This window comes from Xanthomonas sp. fls2-241-TYG-148, from assembly GCF_030208815.1.
In the GTDB taxonomy this organism is placed as follows: Bacteria; Pseudomonadota; Gammaproteobacteria; order Xanthomonadales; family Xanthomonadaceae; genus Xanthomonas; species Xanthomonas campestris.
On the sequence record NZ_JARVTE010000012.1, the window covers coordinates 224721 to 244236 of the forward strand.

Genomic DNA, 19516 nt, shown 5'->3' on the forward strand with positions numbered 1-19516 from the left:
CAGCGCGGTGCGGGGACAGCAACGGCAGACGCGCAACGCGCATGGGTCGCTGCTTACTGGTACTTGATGTCCGAGTCGTAGCTGCTGCCGCCGGGGCGGCCATCCTTGCCCAGGCTGATCAGGTCGAAGGCCTGACCATCGCCGGGCACGCGGTATTCGATGGTGTGGCCCCACGGGTCGTTGAGCTCGACCGGCTTGGCGTACGGGCCCAGCCAACCGCTGCTGCCGCCAGGCTGGGTGACCAGGTCATCGAGCTTGCTCGGCAACTTGCCGGTGTCGAGCTGGAAGTTTTCGATCTTGCCGGCCAGGGTCTGGATCTGCGACTTGGCGAGGTTCGCCTTGCCGCGATCGGCACCACCGAGCACGCGGCTGCCGACCAGGGTGAGCACCGCGCCGATCAGCACGATGACGATGATGATTTCCAGCAAGCTCATGCCGGCCTGGCCTGCGCGCGACGGACTGCGGGTGATGGAACGCTTGATCATGAACGATTTCCTTGCACGTCGATGAAAGATGCTGCCGCCAGAAGATGACACGGCCGGCACTGCAATGGTTCCCGCATGGGTGTCATGCGGTCACCGAAACGTTGTGGTGGATGTGGTGCGTGTACACGGGAGCGCGTGTCAGCATGCGAAGCGATGTCGCCAATTGCACGCAGAGGACCGGCAGCCAGCGCGGCATCAGCGATGCGCATGCCGGTTGCCAGGCGCACATCTACGCCTGCTGCGCGCCGCACGCGGCCACCACGCTCAACCGATGGCATTGGTGAGGTCATACAGCGGTACCAGCACCGAAATGATGACAAGCCCCACCACCGAGGCCAGCACCAGGGTGATCAGGGGCACCAGCGCGGCCAGCGCGCGGTCGATGGCCTGCGCAGTTTCCAGCTCGAAGGTGTCGGCGGTCTTGAGCAGCATGGTGTCCAGTGCGCCGGACTCCTCGCCCACCTGGATCATCTGCAGCGCAAGCCGCGGGAATCGCTTGCCGCGCGCCAGCGACATCGACAGGCCATGCCCATTCTTGACGTCGTCGGCCGCGGCGGCCACATCTTCGACCAGCGCGGTATTGGACATCACGTTGCGCGCGATGCCGATCGCGGCGAGCAGCGGCACACCGTTGCGCAACAAGGTGCCCAGCGTGCGCGTGAGCCGCGCGGTTTCCAACCGTGCGATCAGGCTGCCGATGACTTTCTGACGCAGCAGCCAGGCATCGAGCGCAGCACGGAACGCGGCATTGCGGCGCTTGCGATCCAGCCATAGACCGAGCACGCCAGGAATCACCACCAGCACGAGCCACCAATCGCGCACCAACAACCCAACGCTCAGCACCGCCTGGGTGAACCACGGCAGGGCCACATCCAGGCTTTCGTACATCTGCGCGAACTGCGGCACCACATAGCCCAGCAGGAACAGCAGCGCGCAGCCGACCACCGCCAGCAGGATCGCCGGGTAGATCAGCGCGTTGATCACCTTGCCCTTGAGTGCACGGCTGCGCTCCAGATAGTCGGCCAGGCGCTGCAGGGTGTCCTGCATACTGCCGCCGGCTTCGCCCGCGCGCACCATGTTGATGTAGAGCTTGGAAAACAGCCCGTGCTGGCGTTCCAGCGCCACCGACAACGGCGCGCCGCCGCGTACGGTGTCGCGGATGTCGGCGATGACGCGGCGGCTTTTGTCGTCTTCGGGCAGATCCATCAGGATCGACAACGCGCGGTCCAGCGGTTGCCCGGCGCCGATCAGCGTGGCCAGCTGCTGGGTGAACTGCACCAGCGCGGCATTGTCGAACGGCTTCTTGCGCAACAGCATGCGCAACGACGGCGAACCGTTTTCGCCGGTGGCCAGACGCGTTTCCACCGGCAGGTGGCCTTGCTCCTGCAGACGCAGCGCCACCTCGGCATCGTTGGCCGCTTCCATCTGACCATCGAGCATTTCGCCGTGCGCATCGAGCGCCTTGTAGCGGTACAGGGGCATTAGGCTGGGAGGCCGGGAATTGGGAATTGGGAATCGGGAATGGGGTGAGGCGCTTGGTCGTGGGGATTTAGGAACAGCGCGGCGCTGCGGGCGATGGGTGCGGGGGCCTTTGCGTTGCAGCGCATGCGTGGGACTGCCTGAAAGCCAACATGGTCCGCGTTAGATAACGCGCATGCTGCGCGCGTTGCTGCACTCGCTGCTCTCACGCATCCTCCGTGACGCGCAGGACTTCTTCGATGGTGGTTTCGCCACGCAGGGCCTTGGACAAGCCATCTTCGTACATGGTGCGCATGCCGGACTTGCGCGCCAACTGCTCGATCTCGCCCATGCCGGCGCGGCGCATTACCGCGCGGCGGAGTTCGTCGTTCATCACCAGGAACTCGACGATGGTGGTGCGGCCCAGGTAACCGGTGGGCGCCGCCGCCGTGGCACGCGGGCGGTACAGGAAGATCTCGCCGTCTGGCTGCAGCCGGCGCAGGTCGAAGCGTTCGATCTCTTCCGGCGATGCGGCATAGCGTTCGGCGTTGGCCAGGTCGAGTTTGCGCACCAGGCGCTGGGCCAGGATGCCGTTGATGGTGGAGGTCAGCAGATAGTCTTCCACGCCCATGTCGAGCAGACGCGTGATACCGCCAGCGGCGTTGTTGGTGTGCAGTGTGGAGAGCACCAAGTGGCCGGTGAGCGCGGACTGGATCGCGATGCGCGCGGTTTCCAGATCGCGCATCTCGCCGATCATGATGATGTCCGGATCCTGGCGCACGATGCTGCGCAGCGCGTTGGCGAAATCCAGCCCGATCTGCGGCTTGGCCTGGATCTGGTTGATGCCTTCGATCTGGTATTCCACCGGGTCTTCGACAGTGATGATCTTGACGTCGGAGGTGTTGAGCTGGCTCAGCGCGGTGTACAGCGTGGTGGTCTTGCCCGAGCCGGTGGGCCCGGTGACCAGCATGATGCCGTGTGGTTGCTCGAGCACCTTGCGAAATTGCGGCAGGAAGTCTTCGGTGAAGCCGAGCTTGTAGAAATCGAACACCACCGTTTCACGATCGAGCAGACGCATCACCACGCTCTCGCCATGCGCGGTGGGCACGGTGCTGACACGCAGATCCAGCTCCTTGCCCTGCACGCGCAGCATGATGCGGCCATCCTGCGGCAGCCGGCGCTCGGCGATGTTGAGCTTGGCCATGATCTTGATGCGGCTGATCACCGCGGCGGTGAGCTTGGCCGGCGGGCTTTCGCCTTCCACCAGCACACCGTCCACGCGGTAACGCACCTTGAGCCGGCTTTCGAACGGTTCGATATGGATGTCCGAGGCGCGCAACTCCACCGCGTGCTGGATCACCAGATTCACCAGGCGGATCACCGGCGCTTCGGAAGCGAGATCGCGTAGCGCTTCGATGTCGTCGGTGTTGCTGGCATCGCCGTCGGCGGTTTCCACGATCGTGCCCATTGCGCTGCGGCCCTGCCCGTACCAGCGCTCGATCAGGTCGTCGATTTCCGAGCGCAGGCCCACTTGCAGCAGCAGCGGCAGGCCGGTGGCCAGGCGCACCGCATCGATCGCGTAATCGTCGTAGGGATCGGCAATCCACAGGTCGAGCCGGCCATCGCGCTCGCCGACCGGGCACAGATGAAATTGCTTGAGAAAGCGCAGCGACAGGCCCTGCACTTCAGGCAGCATTTCCGGCGGGGTGTCGCCGAGCTGGCGTGCATCCACCAGCGGCAGGCCGAGTACCTCGGCGCAGGTCTCGGCGTGATCGCGCTCGGACACCAGCCCCAACCGGCCCAGCAGCGCCAACAGGCCCATGCCGGATTCGGCCTGCAGCTGGCGCGCGCGCAGCAGGTCGGTGTCCTTCAGACGACGGCGTTCAAGCAGTGCTTCGACGATGCGCGTTTCTGCACTTCGCTGCTCAATTGGATCGACGGCAACCGCGTTCACACTCGTCTCCACAAGTCCGGCGCCGACTGTAGCAGTTTGCCGCGACGATCGACCGCACCACTGCGAAAGGCCCTGAAAAACGAATGCCCCCGGTGATTGGCCGGGGGCATTCGGTCACACTATTGCAGCGATTACTGTCGCGCGACGAGCGTCAGCTTCGCGTAGTCCCCTGCACCCACCAGCTTGATGTAGTAGGTACCAGCCTTGGGTGCGGTGAAGCGCACCGTTTCGCTGTTGCCCGGACGGGTGGACTTGGCGTCGTAATCGGTTGCGGTGGGCTCGGCTTCGAAGCTCACGTAGACCGACACGTTACCGGTGCCGCCGTAGGTCATGAAGCTCAGCACCGCACCGGCCTTGGCTTCGAAGCTGTACAACGTGGAGCTGTTGTACTCACCGCTCAGGCCGGTCAGCGGGGCCTTGTTGGTCAGGGCAATGGCGGCCGGCGCGCAGGTCTCGGTGTCCGGGTCGCAGGGCTCCACCAATACCGCTTCCAGCGCGGCCTTGGCGTCGACGATGCCGCTGCCGATCGGGGTGCTGGTCGGCGGGGTCACCGGGAAGCGGCGGCTGGTCTGCTTGAGCAGGGCTTCCATCGCCGCCGGGGTCAGCGGGCCATCGCCCAGGCCGATCGACGCGCTCTGCACCAGGGCCACGACACCGGCCACGTGCGGGGACGCCATCGAGGTGCCGCCCATACCCATGTAGCTATAGCTACCGGAGGTCGGGGTGGTGGCGCCGTCGTAGCCGGCCTGCCAGATGTAACCACCCGGGTTGCCGTCCACGCTGCCGCCGCCGCCGGGACCGGACAGGTCCACCTTGCTGCCGTAGTTGGAGTAGTAGGTGATGCCGCCGGTGATGCGGGTGGCGCCGACGGTGATGGTGTTGTTGCAGCTCGCCGGTGAATGGTTGGCCGCATCTTCGCCGCTGTTGCCAGCCGCCACCACCACGGTGGTGCCGCGCGACACCGCGCCATTGATCGCGACCTGGGTGGCCGGATCGCAGGGCTCGCCGCCGCCCAGGCTCATGTTGATCACTTCGGCCGGGTTGGTATTGGCGGGGACGCCATCGACCGTACCGCCGGAGGCCCACACGATCGCATCGGCGATGTCGGAGGTGTAGCCGCCACAGCGGCCGAGCACGCGCACCGGCAGGATGGTGGCCTTCGGCGCCACGCCGGCCATGCCCACACCGTTATTGGTTGCCTCGGCCACGGTGCCCGAGACATGGGTGCCGTGCCAGGAGCTTTCCTGTGCCACCGACCCGTCGTAGCAGACGTTGTCGGCCTCTTCCCAGTCACCGTAATCCAGGGCGCCCGGGACGCGGGCGTCGGTGGGGCGACGCGAGACTTCGGCGTCGGTGATGAAGTCATAGCCCTGCAGCAGGTTGCCGGCGAAGTCCGGATGGCCCGGCAAGATGCCGGTATCCAACACCGCCACCACCACGCCGGCACCTTGCGAGAGATCCCATGCGGCCGGCGCGTTGATACCGCCGTTGGGGTTGCTCAGGTGCCACTGGTACTGCGCATACAGCGGGTCGTTGGGGACCAGCTGTGGGGTTACGTCGGTCGCGGCAACGCTCTTCTTGATCTCGACCGGACGCAGCATGCGATCGATCTGCACCTCGGCCACGGACGGGTCGTTCTTCAGCTCGACCACCACCTTGTCCACCTGTGCGGCGGTCAGCGTGCCGGACAGCTTGATCAGGTCCGAGCCAATGCCCAGCTTGCGCAGGTAGGTCGCCTTGGCGGCGGTGGCGCCAGCGCGCGCACCGGTCACCGGTGCGGCACGGCCCACGGCCGATTGCACCACGCCCAGCTTGCTGCTGCGATCGCTCGCGGCGGCCGTGCCGTCCTTGTAACGCACGATCAACCGGCTGCTGAAATCGCTGGCGGCCGGCGCGGCTTGGGTCGGTTCCTTGACCTGCAACGCGGGGGCAGCAACGAGGGTGCCCGAAGCACCCAGGGCCATCATCAAGATGGCGCCAGTCAGCGGGTTGAGACGGAAATTCTTGTCGATCACGGTGAAGTCCTCTTCAGTTTTTCGTGGATCAGGCGTCAGTACGGCCATCACTCCCTGCGAATCCGTTGGCCGGCCAAGCCACGGTCCTCGCCCGCCCCCTCAGGCCTTGCTCTGTCGCGACGGCGCACGACGGCGCCGTCGCTGTTTTCAACCGTGCGTTACCAACCGAAACCGGCACCTACGCCGATCGAGCTGTCGTCGCCGCTCAATGCGCCACCGATGGTCACCGTGGCGCGCGGGCTGATTGCCCGCTGATAACCCACCGACAACGCCGACTCGCCGTTCTGGAAACCGACACCGGCACCGATGCGGTTTTGCGAGGCAATACCGGCCACGCTGGCGGACATGTTCAACATCGCCGAGCCCATCGCACCTTGACGGTCGAGGCGACGGTTCTGCCGGCGCAGGCGGTCTTCGATATCGCCCTGGTAGGTTTCGAAGCTGTCGGCCATCGCGCTGTAGCGGCTGTCGGTGTAGCTGTTGGCCGCGGCCACGCCGCTGTCCAACTGGCCCTTGTTGACCGCATCGGTGGCGCGCGTACCGGCGGCCACATTGGCCACCTGACGCTCACCGCCCACGCTGCCCACCGAGACCGTGTTGGCGCGGTCGGCAACCGAGCCCTGGCCGAGTGCCACCGCACCCTGCGCACTGGCGCGGGCACCCTGCCCGATCGCCGTGCCCGAGGCCGCACTCACCTGTGCGCCTTCGCCCATCGCCACTGCATTGGTCGCCACCGCAGCAATCTGCGTGTTGGCGCCCACTGCGGTGCTGCCATCGGCATTGACGCGTGCATTGCTGCCAATCGCGGTGTCGTTGGGGCCGTGCGCATACGCGCTACCACCGATCGCGGTGCCGGTGATGTGGTTGGCCACAGCGGCGTTGCCAACCGCCGTCGAGGTCGCTGCCGGCGTGGCCGTGCCAACGACCGCAGCGGTCGGCGTGCCCTGCACGCTTGCGCTGCTGTCAGTGACATCGCTGCTCGCGACCGTCGCTGATGCAGCCACCGCCGGAACCGCTGCGGTGCGCAGCGAAACCGTGCGTGCAGCAGTAGCCGTTGCGGTGCCGCCACGTGCATCCAGCTCGGTGACCTTGCTGTCCAACGCGGTCAATGCGGCACCGACGTTGTTGTAGCTGGCACCTTGAATGACGTAGGTCGGCGCAACGAACACGCCTTGCGCGCCGATCGCCGCACCACCGCCGAGGAAGCTGGCGGTATTGCTGAGCGACTGGAAGAACTGGCCACCGTTGATCGCATCGGTGCTGGCATCGGCAATCGCGCCGGCACCCACATTGACGATGCGACGCGTCGCCGGGCCACCGCGGCCGTTGCCGCTGCCCACCGACACCACGTTGGCTTCATAGGTGCGCGAACCGGAACCCAACGCCACCGAATCGGCGCCGCTCGCACCCGCATTGGCACCGAGGGCGACGGCATTGGCGCCGCTCTGGCGCACAAAGGAGTTGTAACCCAGCGCAACGCCGTTCTCGCCGATGGAGTTGGTCTGCCGCCCCATCGCCGTGCTGTTCACGCCGCTGGCGCTGCTGTCCACACCCATCGCGCTGGCGCCGGTGGCCGAGGCAGTGCTGCCTGCGGCTACCGCCACGCTGCGTGCACCGCTGGCGGTGGCGCCGGCACCGGCGGCGGTGGCGCGATCGCCCGTTGCACGGGCCACGCCCTCGCCGGTGGTCTGCACCATGCCGCTGGTGGTCTGCACATCGGCCGCCAATGCATCCAGCTGGCCCTTGTTGACCGCATCGGTGGCGACTTCGCCGTCGCTGACATTGACGATCCGACGCGTTGCCGGGCCACCGCGGCCATTGCCGCTACCGACCGACACCGTATTGGCTTCGTAGGTGCGCGAGCCCGAGCCCAACGCCACCGAATCGGCGCCGGTGGCACCGGCATTGGCACCGAGTGCAACACCGTTGACCGCGCTTTCGCGCACGAACGAGTTGTAGCCCACCGAGACCGCGTTTTCGCCGATTACGTTGACCTGGCGGCCGACACCGGTGCTGTTGATGCCGGTGGCCGAGGCATCCACGCCGACCACGCTTGCACCAATCGCATCGGCGCGGCTGTTGCCGCCGATCGCCAGCGTGTTATCCGCAAGTGCGGCCGCGCTCTGGCCCAACGCACTGGCGTTGACGCCGTCGGCATAGGAGTTCCAGCCGATCGCGGTGGTGTAATCGGCCGTGGCCCATGCGCCGGCACCGAAGGCCGCTGCACCGGTGCCCGACGCACGTGCCGGGATGAAGCCGAAGAACGTGCTGCCGCCCACCGCCACGCTTTCATCGCCGGTGGCTTCGCTGAATTCACCCACGGCCACCGCGCTGGCGCCGGAGGCCAGCGACGCGGCACCCACTGCGGTGCTGTAGTCGCTGGATGCCACTGCGCCGTAGCCCAGTGCCGACGACAAGCGGCCGCTGGATTCGCTGTAGCCACCGAAGGCGGCACTGCCCACGTTGGACGCAGCGCTGCGGAAGCCGACCGCCGTGGCCTGGTTGTCCGAGGCTACCGCTTCGCTGCCCAGTGCAGTGGTGTAGGTCGAAATGGCCTGCGCGCCGGCACCGTTGGCGGTGGCACCGATATCGCTGGCCAGCGCGTTGCTGCCCACCGCGCTGCTGTTTTCGCCCAGCGCCTGGGCGTTGTTACCCACCGCTGCGGCGCCGATGCCGCTGGCCAGCGCATCCATGCCGACTGCGGTTGCGCTCTCGGCAACCGCCTGCGCACCTGCACCCAAGGCGGTGCTGTTATCGCTGCTGGCATTGGCACCTTCGCCGGCGGCCAGCGCGTTGTCGCCTTCGATGTAGGCACCGGCGTCGCTGTCGTCGCTGCCGCTGGCCTTGAAGTATTTGCTGGTGCCCTGCGCGGTTTCAGCCACCGCGGTGAGCTGGTCCAGATTCACCGCATCGGTGCCTTGCGTACCGGCCGCGACATTGGTGATCTGGCGCTCGTTGCCGGCACTACCCACCGACACCGCAAAGTCGCGATCGGCGACCGAATCGGCACCCAGCGCCACGCTGCTTTCGCCGGTGGATTCGGCGAAGTTACCCAGCGCGGTGCTGTTCAAACCCGGAGCCCACGCCGCGCCGCCCAGCGCGGTGGAGAAATCGCCAGAGGCCTCGGTCGGCAACAGGCCGAGCAAGGCACCACCCACCGCCACGCTGTTGTAGCCGCTGGCAACGCTGGCCTGGCCGGCTGCGATGCTGTACGCACCGGAGGCAGTGGCATCGCCACCGACGGCCACGCTGCTGGAGCCGCTGGCGGTGCTGAAGTTACCTAGCGCGGTGCTGTTGAAACCGCTGGCGGTGGAATAGCCACCCAGCGCGGTGGAGTAGTTGGAGGTGGCTTCGGCGCCAAAGCCGAATGCGGCCGCGCTGGTGCCATCGGCCACGCTTTCTGCACCGACCGCCGTGGCGGACTCGCCCGTGGCACTGGCGAAATAGCCCAGTGCGGTGCTTTCGGTGCCTTCGGCCACGCTCAGCGCACCACCGGCAAATGCACCATCACCGGACGCCCCTGCCGCTGCGCCCACTGCCGTGCTCTGCGCACCGGAAGCTTCGCTTTCGCCGCCCAGGGCCACGCCGTAATCACCGCTGGCCTGGCTGAAAGCGCCGGTCGACACGCTGCCGTAGCCGCTGGCGGCGGCGTTGTAGCCGGACGCATTGGCGTACTGCGCCGTGGCACTGGCACCGCTGCCGATGGCAACCGCACCGATCGCAGTGGCCTGGCTGCTGGCGCCGAATGCGCTGCTGTAGTCGGCATCGGCGGTGGCATTGGAGCCGGCAGCCGTGGCGTCTTCGCCCTGTGCGAACGCGGTGCCGTCACCGGTGCCCGCATACAGACGCGCGGTGGTCTCGGCAGTGCCGGCCACGGCGTTGAGTTGGTCCAGGTTCACCGCATCGGTGCCTTCGGTACCGGCGGCCACGTTGGTGATCTGCCGTTCGCTCCTCGCGCTGCCTACCGATACCGTGTTGTCGCGATCGGCAAACGCATTGGCGCCGAGTGCGACGCTGTTGTCGGCGTACGCCACGCTGTCGGTGCCCAGTGCCGTGCTGCCTTCACCCCACGCCACGCTGGCCTGACCCACTGCCGTGGAAGCAGCACCGTTGGCAATGCTTTCGAAGCCGAGTGCGGTGGCGCCGCGCCCGCTGGCGGCACTGCTGGCACCCAATGCCGTGCTGTTGTCGGCAAGCGCCGATGCATTGGAACCTGCGGCAACGCTGTCGGCGCCATCGGCAATTGCAATGCCGTCACCGCTGGCGACAAAGGTGCGTGCGGTGTTGGCGGCGCCGTCGGACACGGCCGTGAGCTGATCCAGATTTACTGCGTCGGTGCCTTCGGTACCGGCCGCGACGTTGGTGATCTGCCGCTCGCCGCCAACCGTGCCTACCGACACCGTGTTGGCACGATCGGCCACTGCGCCAACGCCAAGCGCGACGCTGTTGTTCACGGCAACTTGCGCACTGTCGCCGATCGCGATGCTGTCAGTGCCTTCAACGAAGGCCTCGGCGCCGAGCGCGATGCTGCGATCGCCGTATCCGACTGCCTGCGAACCGATGGCGATTGAGCGTCCACCGCCGCCCCAGGCGTTGTTACCGATGCCAATGGACGCGTCGCCAGATGCGACCGACGTGATGCCGATCGCCACGCTCCCTCTGCCATACGCGGTGCTTTCAGCACCGATCGCAGTGCTGGTATCGCCGAACGCCACGCTGGCAAAACCCAGCGCGGTGGATTCAAGCCCGTTGCCGATGCTTTCAAAACCGATCGCGGTGGCGCCACGGCCATTGGCTACGCTGGTGCTGCCCACGGCAGTGCCATAAAAACCCGACGCAGTGCTGTCCGCGCCCAGCGCGGTTGCATAGCGATCGCTGGCGATGCTGTTGAAGCCCACGGCGGTGGCGTTGTTGAAATTCGCCACTGCACCGCTGCCCACCGCAGTGGTGTTGATATCCGATGCGAGACTGCTGGAGCCCAGCGCGGTGCTGTAGTCGCTCAATGCAGAGGCATTGGCGCCTGCCGCAACGCTGTCCACGCCCTCGGCCAGGGCGCTGCCGTCACCGGTCGCCACGAACGTGCGTGCCGTCGTCGAGGCCACATCCGAAACCGCAGCGAGCTGGTTGAGATTCACCGCATCGGTGCCTTCGGTGCCGGCGGCGACGCTGGTGATCTGGCGCTCCGCACCGGCTGCGCCCACTGACACCGTATCGGCGCGCGTGGCCACCGAGTTGGCGCCCAAGGCCACCGAGTTCGCGCCGCGTGCGGTGCTGTAATACCCGAGCGCGGTGCTGAGTTCACCGCTGGCCCACGACTCCGGGCCCACTGCGGTGGCGCCTTCGCCCGGTGCATAGGCGAAGTAACCCACTGCAGTGGCTTCAGTGCCCGAGGCTTCGCTGAGCGTGCCGACTGCCGTGGTGTAGGTGCCCGAGGCAATCGCGCCGGCGCCAAGCGCAGTGGCGGCTTCGCCACTGGCCTGGGTCTGCACGAAGAACCCTAGCCCCGGAATCAGATCCACCGGGCCGCCGACGGCGGTGCTGCTGGTGCCGCTGGCGCTGGTCTGCGTGCCCACGGCCGTGGAGTAGTCGCCGGTGGCGTTGGACACCGCGCCGAATGCCGACGACTGCGCGCCGGCCGCGTAAGCGCCCACGCCATACGACGAGGCAGCGAAACCATCCGCGCTGGCGCTGGCGCCCACCGCGGTGCCGCCCACGCCGGCGCTGGTGGCACCGGTGTCAACCGGCACACCGCCATTGGTGATCAGCGGGTTGCCGTCTTCGTCCACGGCAGCTCCGCCCACCGCAACGCTGCCCGGCCCGTTGGCCTGCGCGTTGTAGCCGAATGCGGCGCTGTTCTGCCCTACCGCAAGTGCGTTGGCACCCACGGCGGTGGCATTGTCGGCCAGTGCATTGGCGCCGCTGCCCACGGCGAGCGCGCCGCTGCCGAAGGCGTTGGCGGCATCGCCGGCAGCCACCGCACCAGCACCATCGGCATACGCGCCGATGCTGTCGTCACCCGGCTGTGCCTTGAAGAACGTGGCGGTGTCTTCGGCCACCTCGGACACGGCTTGCAGTTGCGCCACGTTGACCGCGTCGCTGGCGTTGACACCGGCGGACACGTTGGTGATGCGGCGCGTTGCCGGGCCGCCGCGGCCATTGCCGCTACCGACCGACACCACGTCGTCTTCGTGGGTGCGCGAACCGGCGCCCAGTGCCACCGAATTGGCGCCGGTCACGCCGGCATTGGCGCCGAGTGCCACCCCATTTTCGCCGGCCTGGCGCACGAAACTGTTGTAGCCGATAGCCACTGCGTTCTCGCCGATGGCGTTGGTCTGGCGGCCGATCGCGCTGCTGTTGACGCCACTGGCGCTGCTATCGGCGCCGGTGGCCACCGCGCCGGTGGCGCTGGCGTTGCTGCCTGCACCGATCGCGGTGGCATGGGCGGCGGGTGCCGACGCGCCACGGCCAACTTCGACCGACTGCGCACTGGCGGAAAGGGGAATGGCGATCCCGGCGCTACCCAGCGCCAGGGCGATCGCGGCAGCCAGGGAGAGTCCCTGACGGCGGTCAATCAGCGCGGCCGATGCCACGCTTCCCGGGCTGTCGCCGCTGGCCAATTCCGATGCCACGGCCCACACACCCAACGATTTGTTCCAGACCTTGCGATAAATCCGATTCATCGACGTCCTGCTCCTGAAGTGGACTGGTTTTTAGCGATTCCCCACCACCGCAAAAGCCTTCCAGCCAATGCGATCCCCCTGTGGTTACTGGCGCCATGGGCCGGGTGGCGGTGCGCGGAATTCCCCGCACCTTGGGATAGTCAAAAAATGAACGCTACCCAACCATAGAACTGGGCGAAGTGTTAACAGCGCTCAAATCGGGCGTCAAGTTTTTGACACGCCACGTGCATAACCGTGATGATCGTCACGCTTCAGGCTGGTTTTATTAGTTTTTCGATAAATCTTTGGAAAACAGCCACCTAGGTCACGCCATGCCGCACGCCGCCACGCTGAATAGGCGTGTCCGGGCAAGACAAAAAAACCCGCTGGCAGGACGCCAGCAGGCTTGGTTGCGCAAAAGATGGGCAGGAAATCGGTCAGGGCGGCGGCCAACGCTCCCCACGTTGGCCGCTGCCGGAATCAGCCGGGCCCGGATGCGTCGCGGGCGCCAACAAATCGTCGCCGTGCGCGTTGCGCAGCACGGCGTGTCGGATCACTGACGGGCGAGTAGGCTGACCCCGTCGAAGCTGGCGCCATCGAATTTGACGATGTAGGTGCCGGCACGCGGCGCGGTGAAGCGCACGGTCTGGCTGGTGCCGCTGCGGGTGGACATGCCGTCGTTGTCGGTGGCAGTTGGCTGACGGTCCAGGGCTACATACAGCGCCGCCTGCCCGCTGCCACCGAAGCTGATGAAGCTGAGCACCGCACCAGCGGCCGCGTCGAAGGTAAACACCCCTGGATCGCCGGCCAAATTGGAGATCCCGCGCTCCACCACACCATTGCGCAGCGGTTGCGCGTCCACGTTGCAGGTCACATCGCCTGCGCCACATTCCTGCAGGGCGCGGGCAACAGCGGCACCGGCATCCACAATGCCGCTGCCCGCAGGCGTTGCATCGGGAATGGCGACCGGGAATGCGCGTGCAGTGCGCTTGAGCAGGGTTTCCAGGGCCGCTGGCGACAACGGCGGTTTGCCGTCGGCGATCAACGCACTCTGCACCAGGGCTGCGGTGCCTGCCACGTGTGGCGCTGCCATCGACGTACCGGCGAACGTGTTGCCGCCATAGGTGAACTGCCCGGAGGTCGGCGTGGTCCGGCCGGTGTAGAAGGTCTGCCAGATGAAGCTGCGGATCGGGCCATCGTCGGTGGCAAAGAACATCGAACTGCCACCCGGCCCAGCCAGGTCGACCAGACGGCCAAAATTGCTGTAGTCGGTCAGCCCGCCCGTCGCGCGGGTTGCGGCCACGGCGATGACATTGGCGCAATTGGCAGGGCTTGAGGTCGACACGTCCGAGCCTGCATTGCCTGCCGCCACCACCACGGTGGTGCCGCGCGAAACCGCACCGTTGATCGCTGCCTGCGTGACCGCATCGCAGGCACCGCCGCCACCCAGGCTCATGTTGATCACTTCGGCCGGGTCGCGGTTGTCCGGCACGCCGTCGACATGGCCACCCGATGCCCAGACGATGGCGTCGGCGATATCGGAACCAAAACCACCGCAATGCCCGAGCACACGAACCGGCAGCACCTTTGCCCGGTAGGCCACGCCCGCGCCACCGATGCCGTTGTTGGTGGCTTCTGCCACCGTGCCGGCCACATGTGTGCCGTGCCAGGTGCTGTCGTCGGCCACCGAGAACAGGCCACACTCGCCGTCCTCTGCGATCCAGTCGCCCATATCGAGCGCGCCAGCCACCCGCTCGGCAGTGGGGCGCCGCGAAAAGAACGGATCGGTAATGAAGTCATAGCCGGCGAGCAGATTGCCAGCCAGATCGGGATGGCCCGGCAGGATGCCGGTATCCAGTACCGCCACCACCACGCCTTCGCCCTGCGTCGTGGCCCAGGCTTGCGCCGCATTGATGCCGCCGACCGGGTCGATGAGATGCCATTGATTGCTCTGCAACAGCGGATCATTCGGCAGCGCACCGCCGCTGCTTTGCAGTGGGTACATCCGCGGATCGATCTGCACCGATGCCACCGCAGGATCGGCTGCCAGTTCCTTCACCAGGCGGTCGGCGTCGGCGCGGCTGAGCCGTGCGGGTAACTTCACCAGTTCGCCGCCCACTGCCAGCGTGCGCAGATACACCGGTGCAGCCGCGTTACCGGCACGCGTTGCCGGTGCCAAACGCACCGATGCACGGGCAGCGGCGGTGGTGATGGCAGCCGCTGCGGTCCGCCCGGCATCGCGTGTGGTCACCCGGCCGCTGCGGTACGTCACGATGAGTCGCTCGACCGGCGCATTGGCCGCGGCTTGTTGCTGCCTGGCGCTTGCCGCCGCCGGGCCGGGGCTGGCGGCGGTTGCGGTGCCAACGCCGAATGGCAACGCGGCAACGCAGCACGCCAGCAGGAGGGTTCGATAAAAAGAAGTCTGGATCACGATGAGTTCCTTCAAGGTAGTGCGAAACGCCATGACGGAGAAACGTGCGCCGCTCGGTGGCAGGCCGCGCGGCCTGCCTGCGAGAGCGTGTGTGATTGCGGGCAGTCACCAGCCGAAGCCGGCACCCACACCGATCGAGCGGTCATCCCCACTGAGCGCACCGCCCACGGTCACCGTGGCGCGTGGACTGATCGCCCGCTGATAGCCCACCGACAACGCCGACTCGCCGTTCTGGAAACCGACACCGGCACCGATGCGGTTTTGCGAGGCGATACCGGCCACGCTGGCGGACATGTTCAACATCGCAGAGCCCATCGCACCCTGGCGATCGAGGCGACGGTTCTGCCGGCGCAGGCGGTCTTCGATATCGCCCTGATAGGTTTCGAAGCTGTCGGCCATCGCGCTGTAACGGCTGTCGGTGTAGCTGTTGGCTGCGGCGACGCCGCTGTCCAACTGGCCCTTGTTGACCGCATCGGTGGCGCGTACACCGGCGGCCACATTGGCCACCTGACGCTCGCCACCCACGCTGCCCACCGAGACCGTGTTGGCTTGATCGGCAACCGAACCCTGGCCCAATGCCACCGCACCTTGTGCGCTGACCCGCGCGCCCTGGCCCAGTGCGGTGCCGGACGCGGAGGTGACCTGCGCACCTTCGCCCATCGCCACTGCATTGGTCGCCACAGCAGCAATTTGCGTATTCGCGCCCACTGCGGTGCTGCCATCGGCATTGACGCGTGCATTGCTGCCAATCGCGGTGTCGTTGGGGCCGTGCGCATACGCGCTGCCGCCGATCGCGGTGCCGGTGACGTGGTTGGCCACTGCCGCATTGCCCACCGCCGTCGCTGTTGCGGCTGCGGTACTGCTGCCGGTTGCGGCGACTGTTGGCGTGCCTTGCACCGCCTGGCTTGCTGCAAGGCTGCCCACAGGTACGGGCGCTGACGTCGCCACGCTATCGGCGGTTGCATCGGCGGTTGCCAACGTCGTCTGCAGACTCGCGTCTGACAGCCCATCCGCCGTGCTGGCGATAGCCGAAGCTGCAGCGGTTGCCGTTGCGACACGCGCTGCGGAAGCACGCGCCGCAGCGACCGTTGTCGTTTGACCACGCCCATCCAGCTCGCTGACCTTGCTGTCCAACGCCGTCAACGCCGCACCCACATTGCTGTAGCTGCTGCCCTGGATCACGTAGGTGGGCGCGATGAAAACGCCCTGCGCTCCCATCGCCGCACCGCCGCCAAGGAAGCTGGCCGCACTGCTCAGCGCGCCGAACAATTGCCCGCCGTTGATCGCATCGCTGCTGACCGCGCTGAGCGTGCCCGCGCCTACATTGACGATGCGCCGCGTGGCCGGGCCACCGCGTCCGTTGCCGTTGCCCACCGACACCACATTGGCGTCGTAGGTGCGCGAACCGGAGCCCAGTGCCACCGAATCGGCACCGCTGGCACCGGCATTGGCACCAAGCGCCACCGCATTCCCGCCGCTTTCGCGTGTAAAGGCGTTGTAGCCCATCGCCACGCTGTTGTTGCCCAGCGCTGTGGATTGCACGCCCACTGCCATTGCCGCGCTGCCCAACTCGCCGACGAACACACCCACGCTGGCATTGCGCCCGATCGCGATCGCATCGGGCGCATCGGCCCTGGCGTTGGTTCCCAGTGCGATGTTGTCGCCGTAGACGATCGAGGTATCGGCGCCACTGCCGATCGCGATGCTTCTGCGTGAGACCGCACGCGCGTCGTACCCGATGGCGATGGCTTCCTCGCCCTCCCCCGACGCCAGTGTCCCCACCGCCACCGTGCGCGGCGCAAACGATGCGGCGCTATGGCCGATCGCCACCGCGTCGGCATTGTTGCCGTTGGGAAACACATTGGCGTTGTAGCCAAGCGCGATAGCGTAATCGCCGCTGCTGCGTGCACCGGCGCCGACGGCCACGCTACCAACCCCGAAGGCACCTGCAGGCCGCAGCGTCGAGCTGACCAGCGCGATGCCGCCAACGGTCACGCTGCGCTCGCCCGCAGCCACCGCAAGACTGCCTACCGCTACACTGCTTTCGCCAAGGCTGGAGGCATTGAAGCCCACCGCTGTGGTGAACGTCGCATCGGCCAGTGCCCCGAAGCCGAATGCCGACGATGCCGAACCACGTGCGGTGGAGAACGCGCCCACCGTGGTGGCCGCGTCATCCTGCGCCCGTGCACTGAATCCAGCGGCCAGCGACTGCTCGCCGCTGGCCGCGGCACCGGTGCCAACTGCAGTGGCGAATATACGCGCGGCCACCGCGCCGCTGCCCAGTGCCACCGCACCGCGCGCCTGTGCCTGCGTCGCCTGCTCCTGTGAACCGATCAGAGAACCGGTGGCATCGAACACCGGCACCGTGGCAATACCACCGACCGCAACGGCCGACGCATCGGCGGCACTGGCGTTGCGACCCAGCGCAACGGTGTCGCGCCCGAGTGCCAGACTGCCCGCGCCCAGCGCATTGGCGCCATCGCCCAGCGCGTTGCTGGCACTGCCCAGGGCAATTGCATCCTGCCCCTGCGCGAATGCGGTAACGCCATCCGCCTCACCGGGGGCGACCGCCAGATAGCCATCGATACGCGTCGTGGCGGCACGTACTGTGTCGAGTTGAGCGACATTGACCGCGTCGGTCGCCTCGGTGCCGGCGGCCACACTGGTCAGTTGCCGTGTCAGGCCCGCGCCCACATCACCGATGGACACCGTGTTGTCGCGGAATGCATAGGAATTGGCACCCAACGCCACCGCATTGGCAGCCGACCGGTTCCATGCATCGTCCACCCAATCGCCCACGCGCGCACCAGCTCCGATGGCCACCGCATTGACGCCATTGCTCTGCGCATCTGCGCCGATGGCCGTGCTGTTGCCGTTGAACCACGAGGTCTCGGCGCGCGCGCCCAGGGCAATGCTGTTTTCAAGATAGGCCGTGCTGTTGTGCCCGACCGCAATTGCGCCGTCTCCGCTGGCCAATGAAAAACCACCCAATGACACCGTGCGTGGCGCGAACGACCCGGCACTGTGGCCGATCGCGACCGCGTCGGTGTTGCCCGGCGCATTCGGAAACACATTGGAATCGTAGCCAATCGCGATGGCGTAATCAGACTGGCTCTGCGCGCCCGCACCCAGGGCGATACCACCCTGCCCGGTGGCCGCCGTAATCGCACCAAAATTGCTGATACCACCTACCACGACGCTCTGCACGCCACTGGCCAATGCAGTGTCGCCTACTGCAATGCTGCTGCTGGCTTGGGCGCGCGCGCGGAAGCCAAACGCGGTGGAACCGTCGCCGCTGGCGTTCGATAAGTAACCGCCTGCAGTGGAGAGAAATGCGCCCGCAGTCGACAACCCACCGATCGCAGTGGCACCGTCGTTGAAGGTCTGCGCGCGATAGCCCAACGCAGTACTCTGCACGCCGGTGGCACTCGCACCGCTGCCGAGTGCACTGGAGAACGGGCTCGCCGCAGAAGCTCCACCACCAACGGCGATCGCGCCCACCCCGGAAGCCTGCGTCGCTTGCTCACGTTCGCCAATGATGAAACCTGATGCGTCGTAATCGTAAACGGTGGCCACACCGCCGATTGCGACCGCAGATTCGCCCGCCGCTGATGCGTTATGCCCGATCGCGGTCGCATCGCGCTCCAACGCCAGGCTGCCGCCACCGAGCGCGCTGGTGCCATCGCCCAAGGCATTGCTCGCGTTGCCCAGCGCCAAGGCATCCACGCCGTCTGCAAAGGCCGGCACGTCGGCATCAGCGGTGGGGGCGGCTGCTGCCTGGATGCCTGCATCCGTAGAGACCGATGCGGCTGTTGCCGGGTCATCGCACTGCTGGCGTCCCTCGACCACACGGCAAGATTGCAACGCCGCCGCGGGTGCGGCTGCCGCCGCAATCCCGCTCAGGCCGAACAACGCCAAGACCACCGCAACGGCCAGGCCGTTACCGGGCAATCGTGCGTGATCGCCGCGTGCATTTCCCAACGTGCAGGCATGCCGCTCCGTTCGGTCATGAGCACGCCGCTCACGACCGTTATTCAATTGAATCTGCTTCATTGACGCCTTACTCCCCATTGGTCTGGTATGAAGAAACCGACCACCACGCACGTGAGATCGCGTGGTCCCCCTGAGGTATTTAGTGAACGCACTCGCCCGTCTTCTGCAACGGGAAAACCGTGCAGAAGCGTCAACAGAAAAAGATGGATTGCCCCGAAAAGACCGCAGGAATTTAGTAATTCACAACGCTTGATGAATCTAGTGAAACACAAAACATCTAGATGATATTGACGTCACACATGCGACATTTTTGTAATGCGCGAGTAAATAACTAGTAGTTCTTCTAGTTACCAGAAGTAAACCAAGTATCGGATTTTTTAAATTTAAAAAGTATGCAATGCATCCGCGCTGCCATTGACCAGACACATCACCGGCAAGCCGAATCCAGATTCAACTGCTTGCATCTATCCGCCTGAAGTGCCGCAACCGAACCGCACTTTTTGCTCGCCACCGCCACGCGC

The 19516-nt window shown here is 66.4% G+C and carries 7 protein-coding genes; all 7 read right to left on the reverse strand.

Annotated features, from left to right (window positions below; translation table 11 throughout):
* Window positions 1-53: 53 nt before the first annotated feature.
* Complete coding sequence (gene gspG, locus QRM60_RS13745; RefSeq protein ID WP_011035902.1) at window positions 54-485, reverse strand: type II secretion system major pseudopilin GspG; 432 nt, start codon at window positions 483-485, stop codon at window positions 54-56.
* Window positions 486-749: 264 nt separating this feature from the next.
* Window positions 750-1967 (reverse strand): type II secretion system F family protein, encoded by a 1218-nt coding sequence (locus tag QRM60_RS13750; protein WP_011035901.1) that lies wholly within the window; start codon window positions 1965-1967, stop codon window positions 750-752.
* 202 nt (window positions 1968-2169) lie between these two features.
* Window positions 2170-3897, reverse strand: a complete 1728-nt coding sequence (gene gspE / locus QRM60_RS13755) for a type II secretion system ATPase GspE (RefSeq protein ID WP_192884101.1) — start codon at window positions 3895-3897, stop codon at window positions 2170-2172.
* Between the two features lie 131 nt (window positions 3898-4028).
* Window positions 4029-5912, reverse strand: coding sequence for a S8 family peptidase (locus QRM60_RS13760; RefSeq protein ID WP_042595171.1), 1884 nt, complete (start codon window positions 5910-5912; stop codon window positions 4029-4031).
* A gap of 158 nt (window positions 5913-6070) precedes the next feature.
* Window positions 6071-12592: an ESPR-type extended signal peptide-containing protein gene (locus QRM60_RS13765; RefSeq protein WP_285446397.1), complete on the reverse strand. Its 6522-nt coding sequence runs from the start codon at window positions 12590-12592 to the stop codon at window positions 6071-6073.
* A gap of 532 nt (window positions 12593-13124) precedes the next feature.
* Window positions 13125-15002 (reverse strand): S8 family peptidase, encoded by a 1878-nt coding sequence (locus QRM60_RS13770; protein ID WP_285446408.1) that lies wholly within the window; start codon window positions 15000-15002, stop codon window positions 13125-13127.
* A 105-nt stretch (window positions 15003-15107) separates the two neighbouring features.
* The gene (locus QRM60_RS13775; protein WP_285446398.1) at window positions 15108-19055 is read right to left on the reverse strand and encodes a YadA-like family protein; all 3948 of its coding nucleotides are present in this window, start codon (window positions 19053-19055) and stop codon (window positions 15108-15110) included.
* Window positions 19056-19516: the final 461 nt, after the last annotated feature.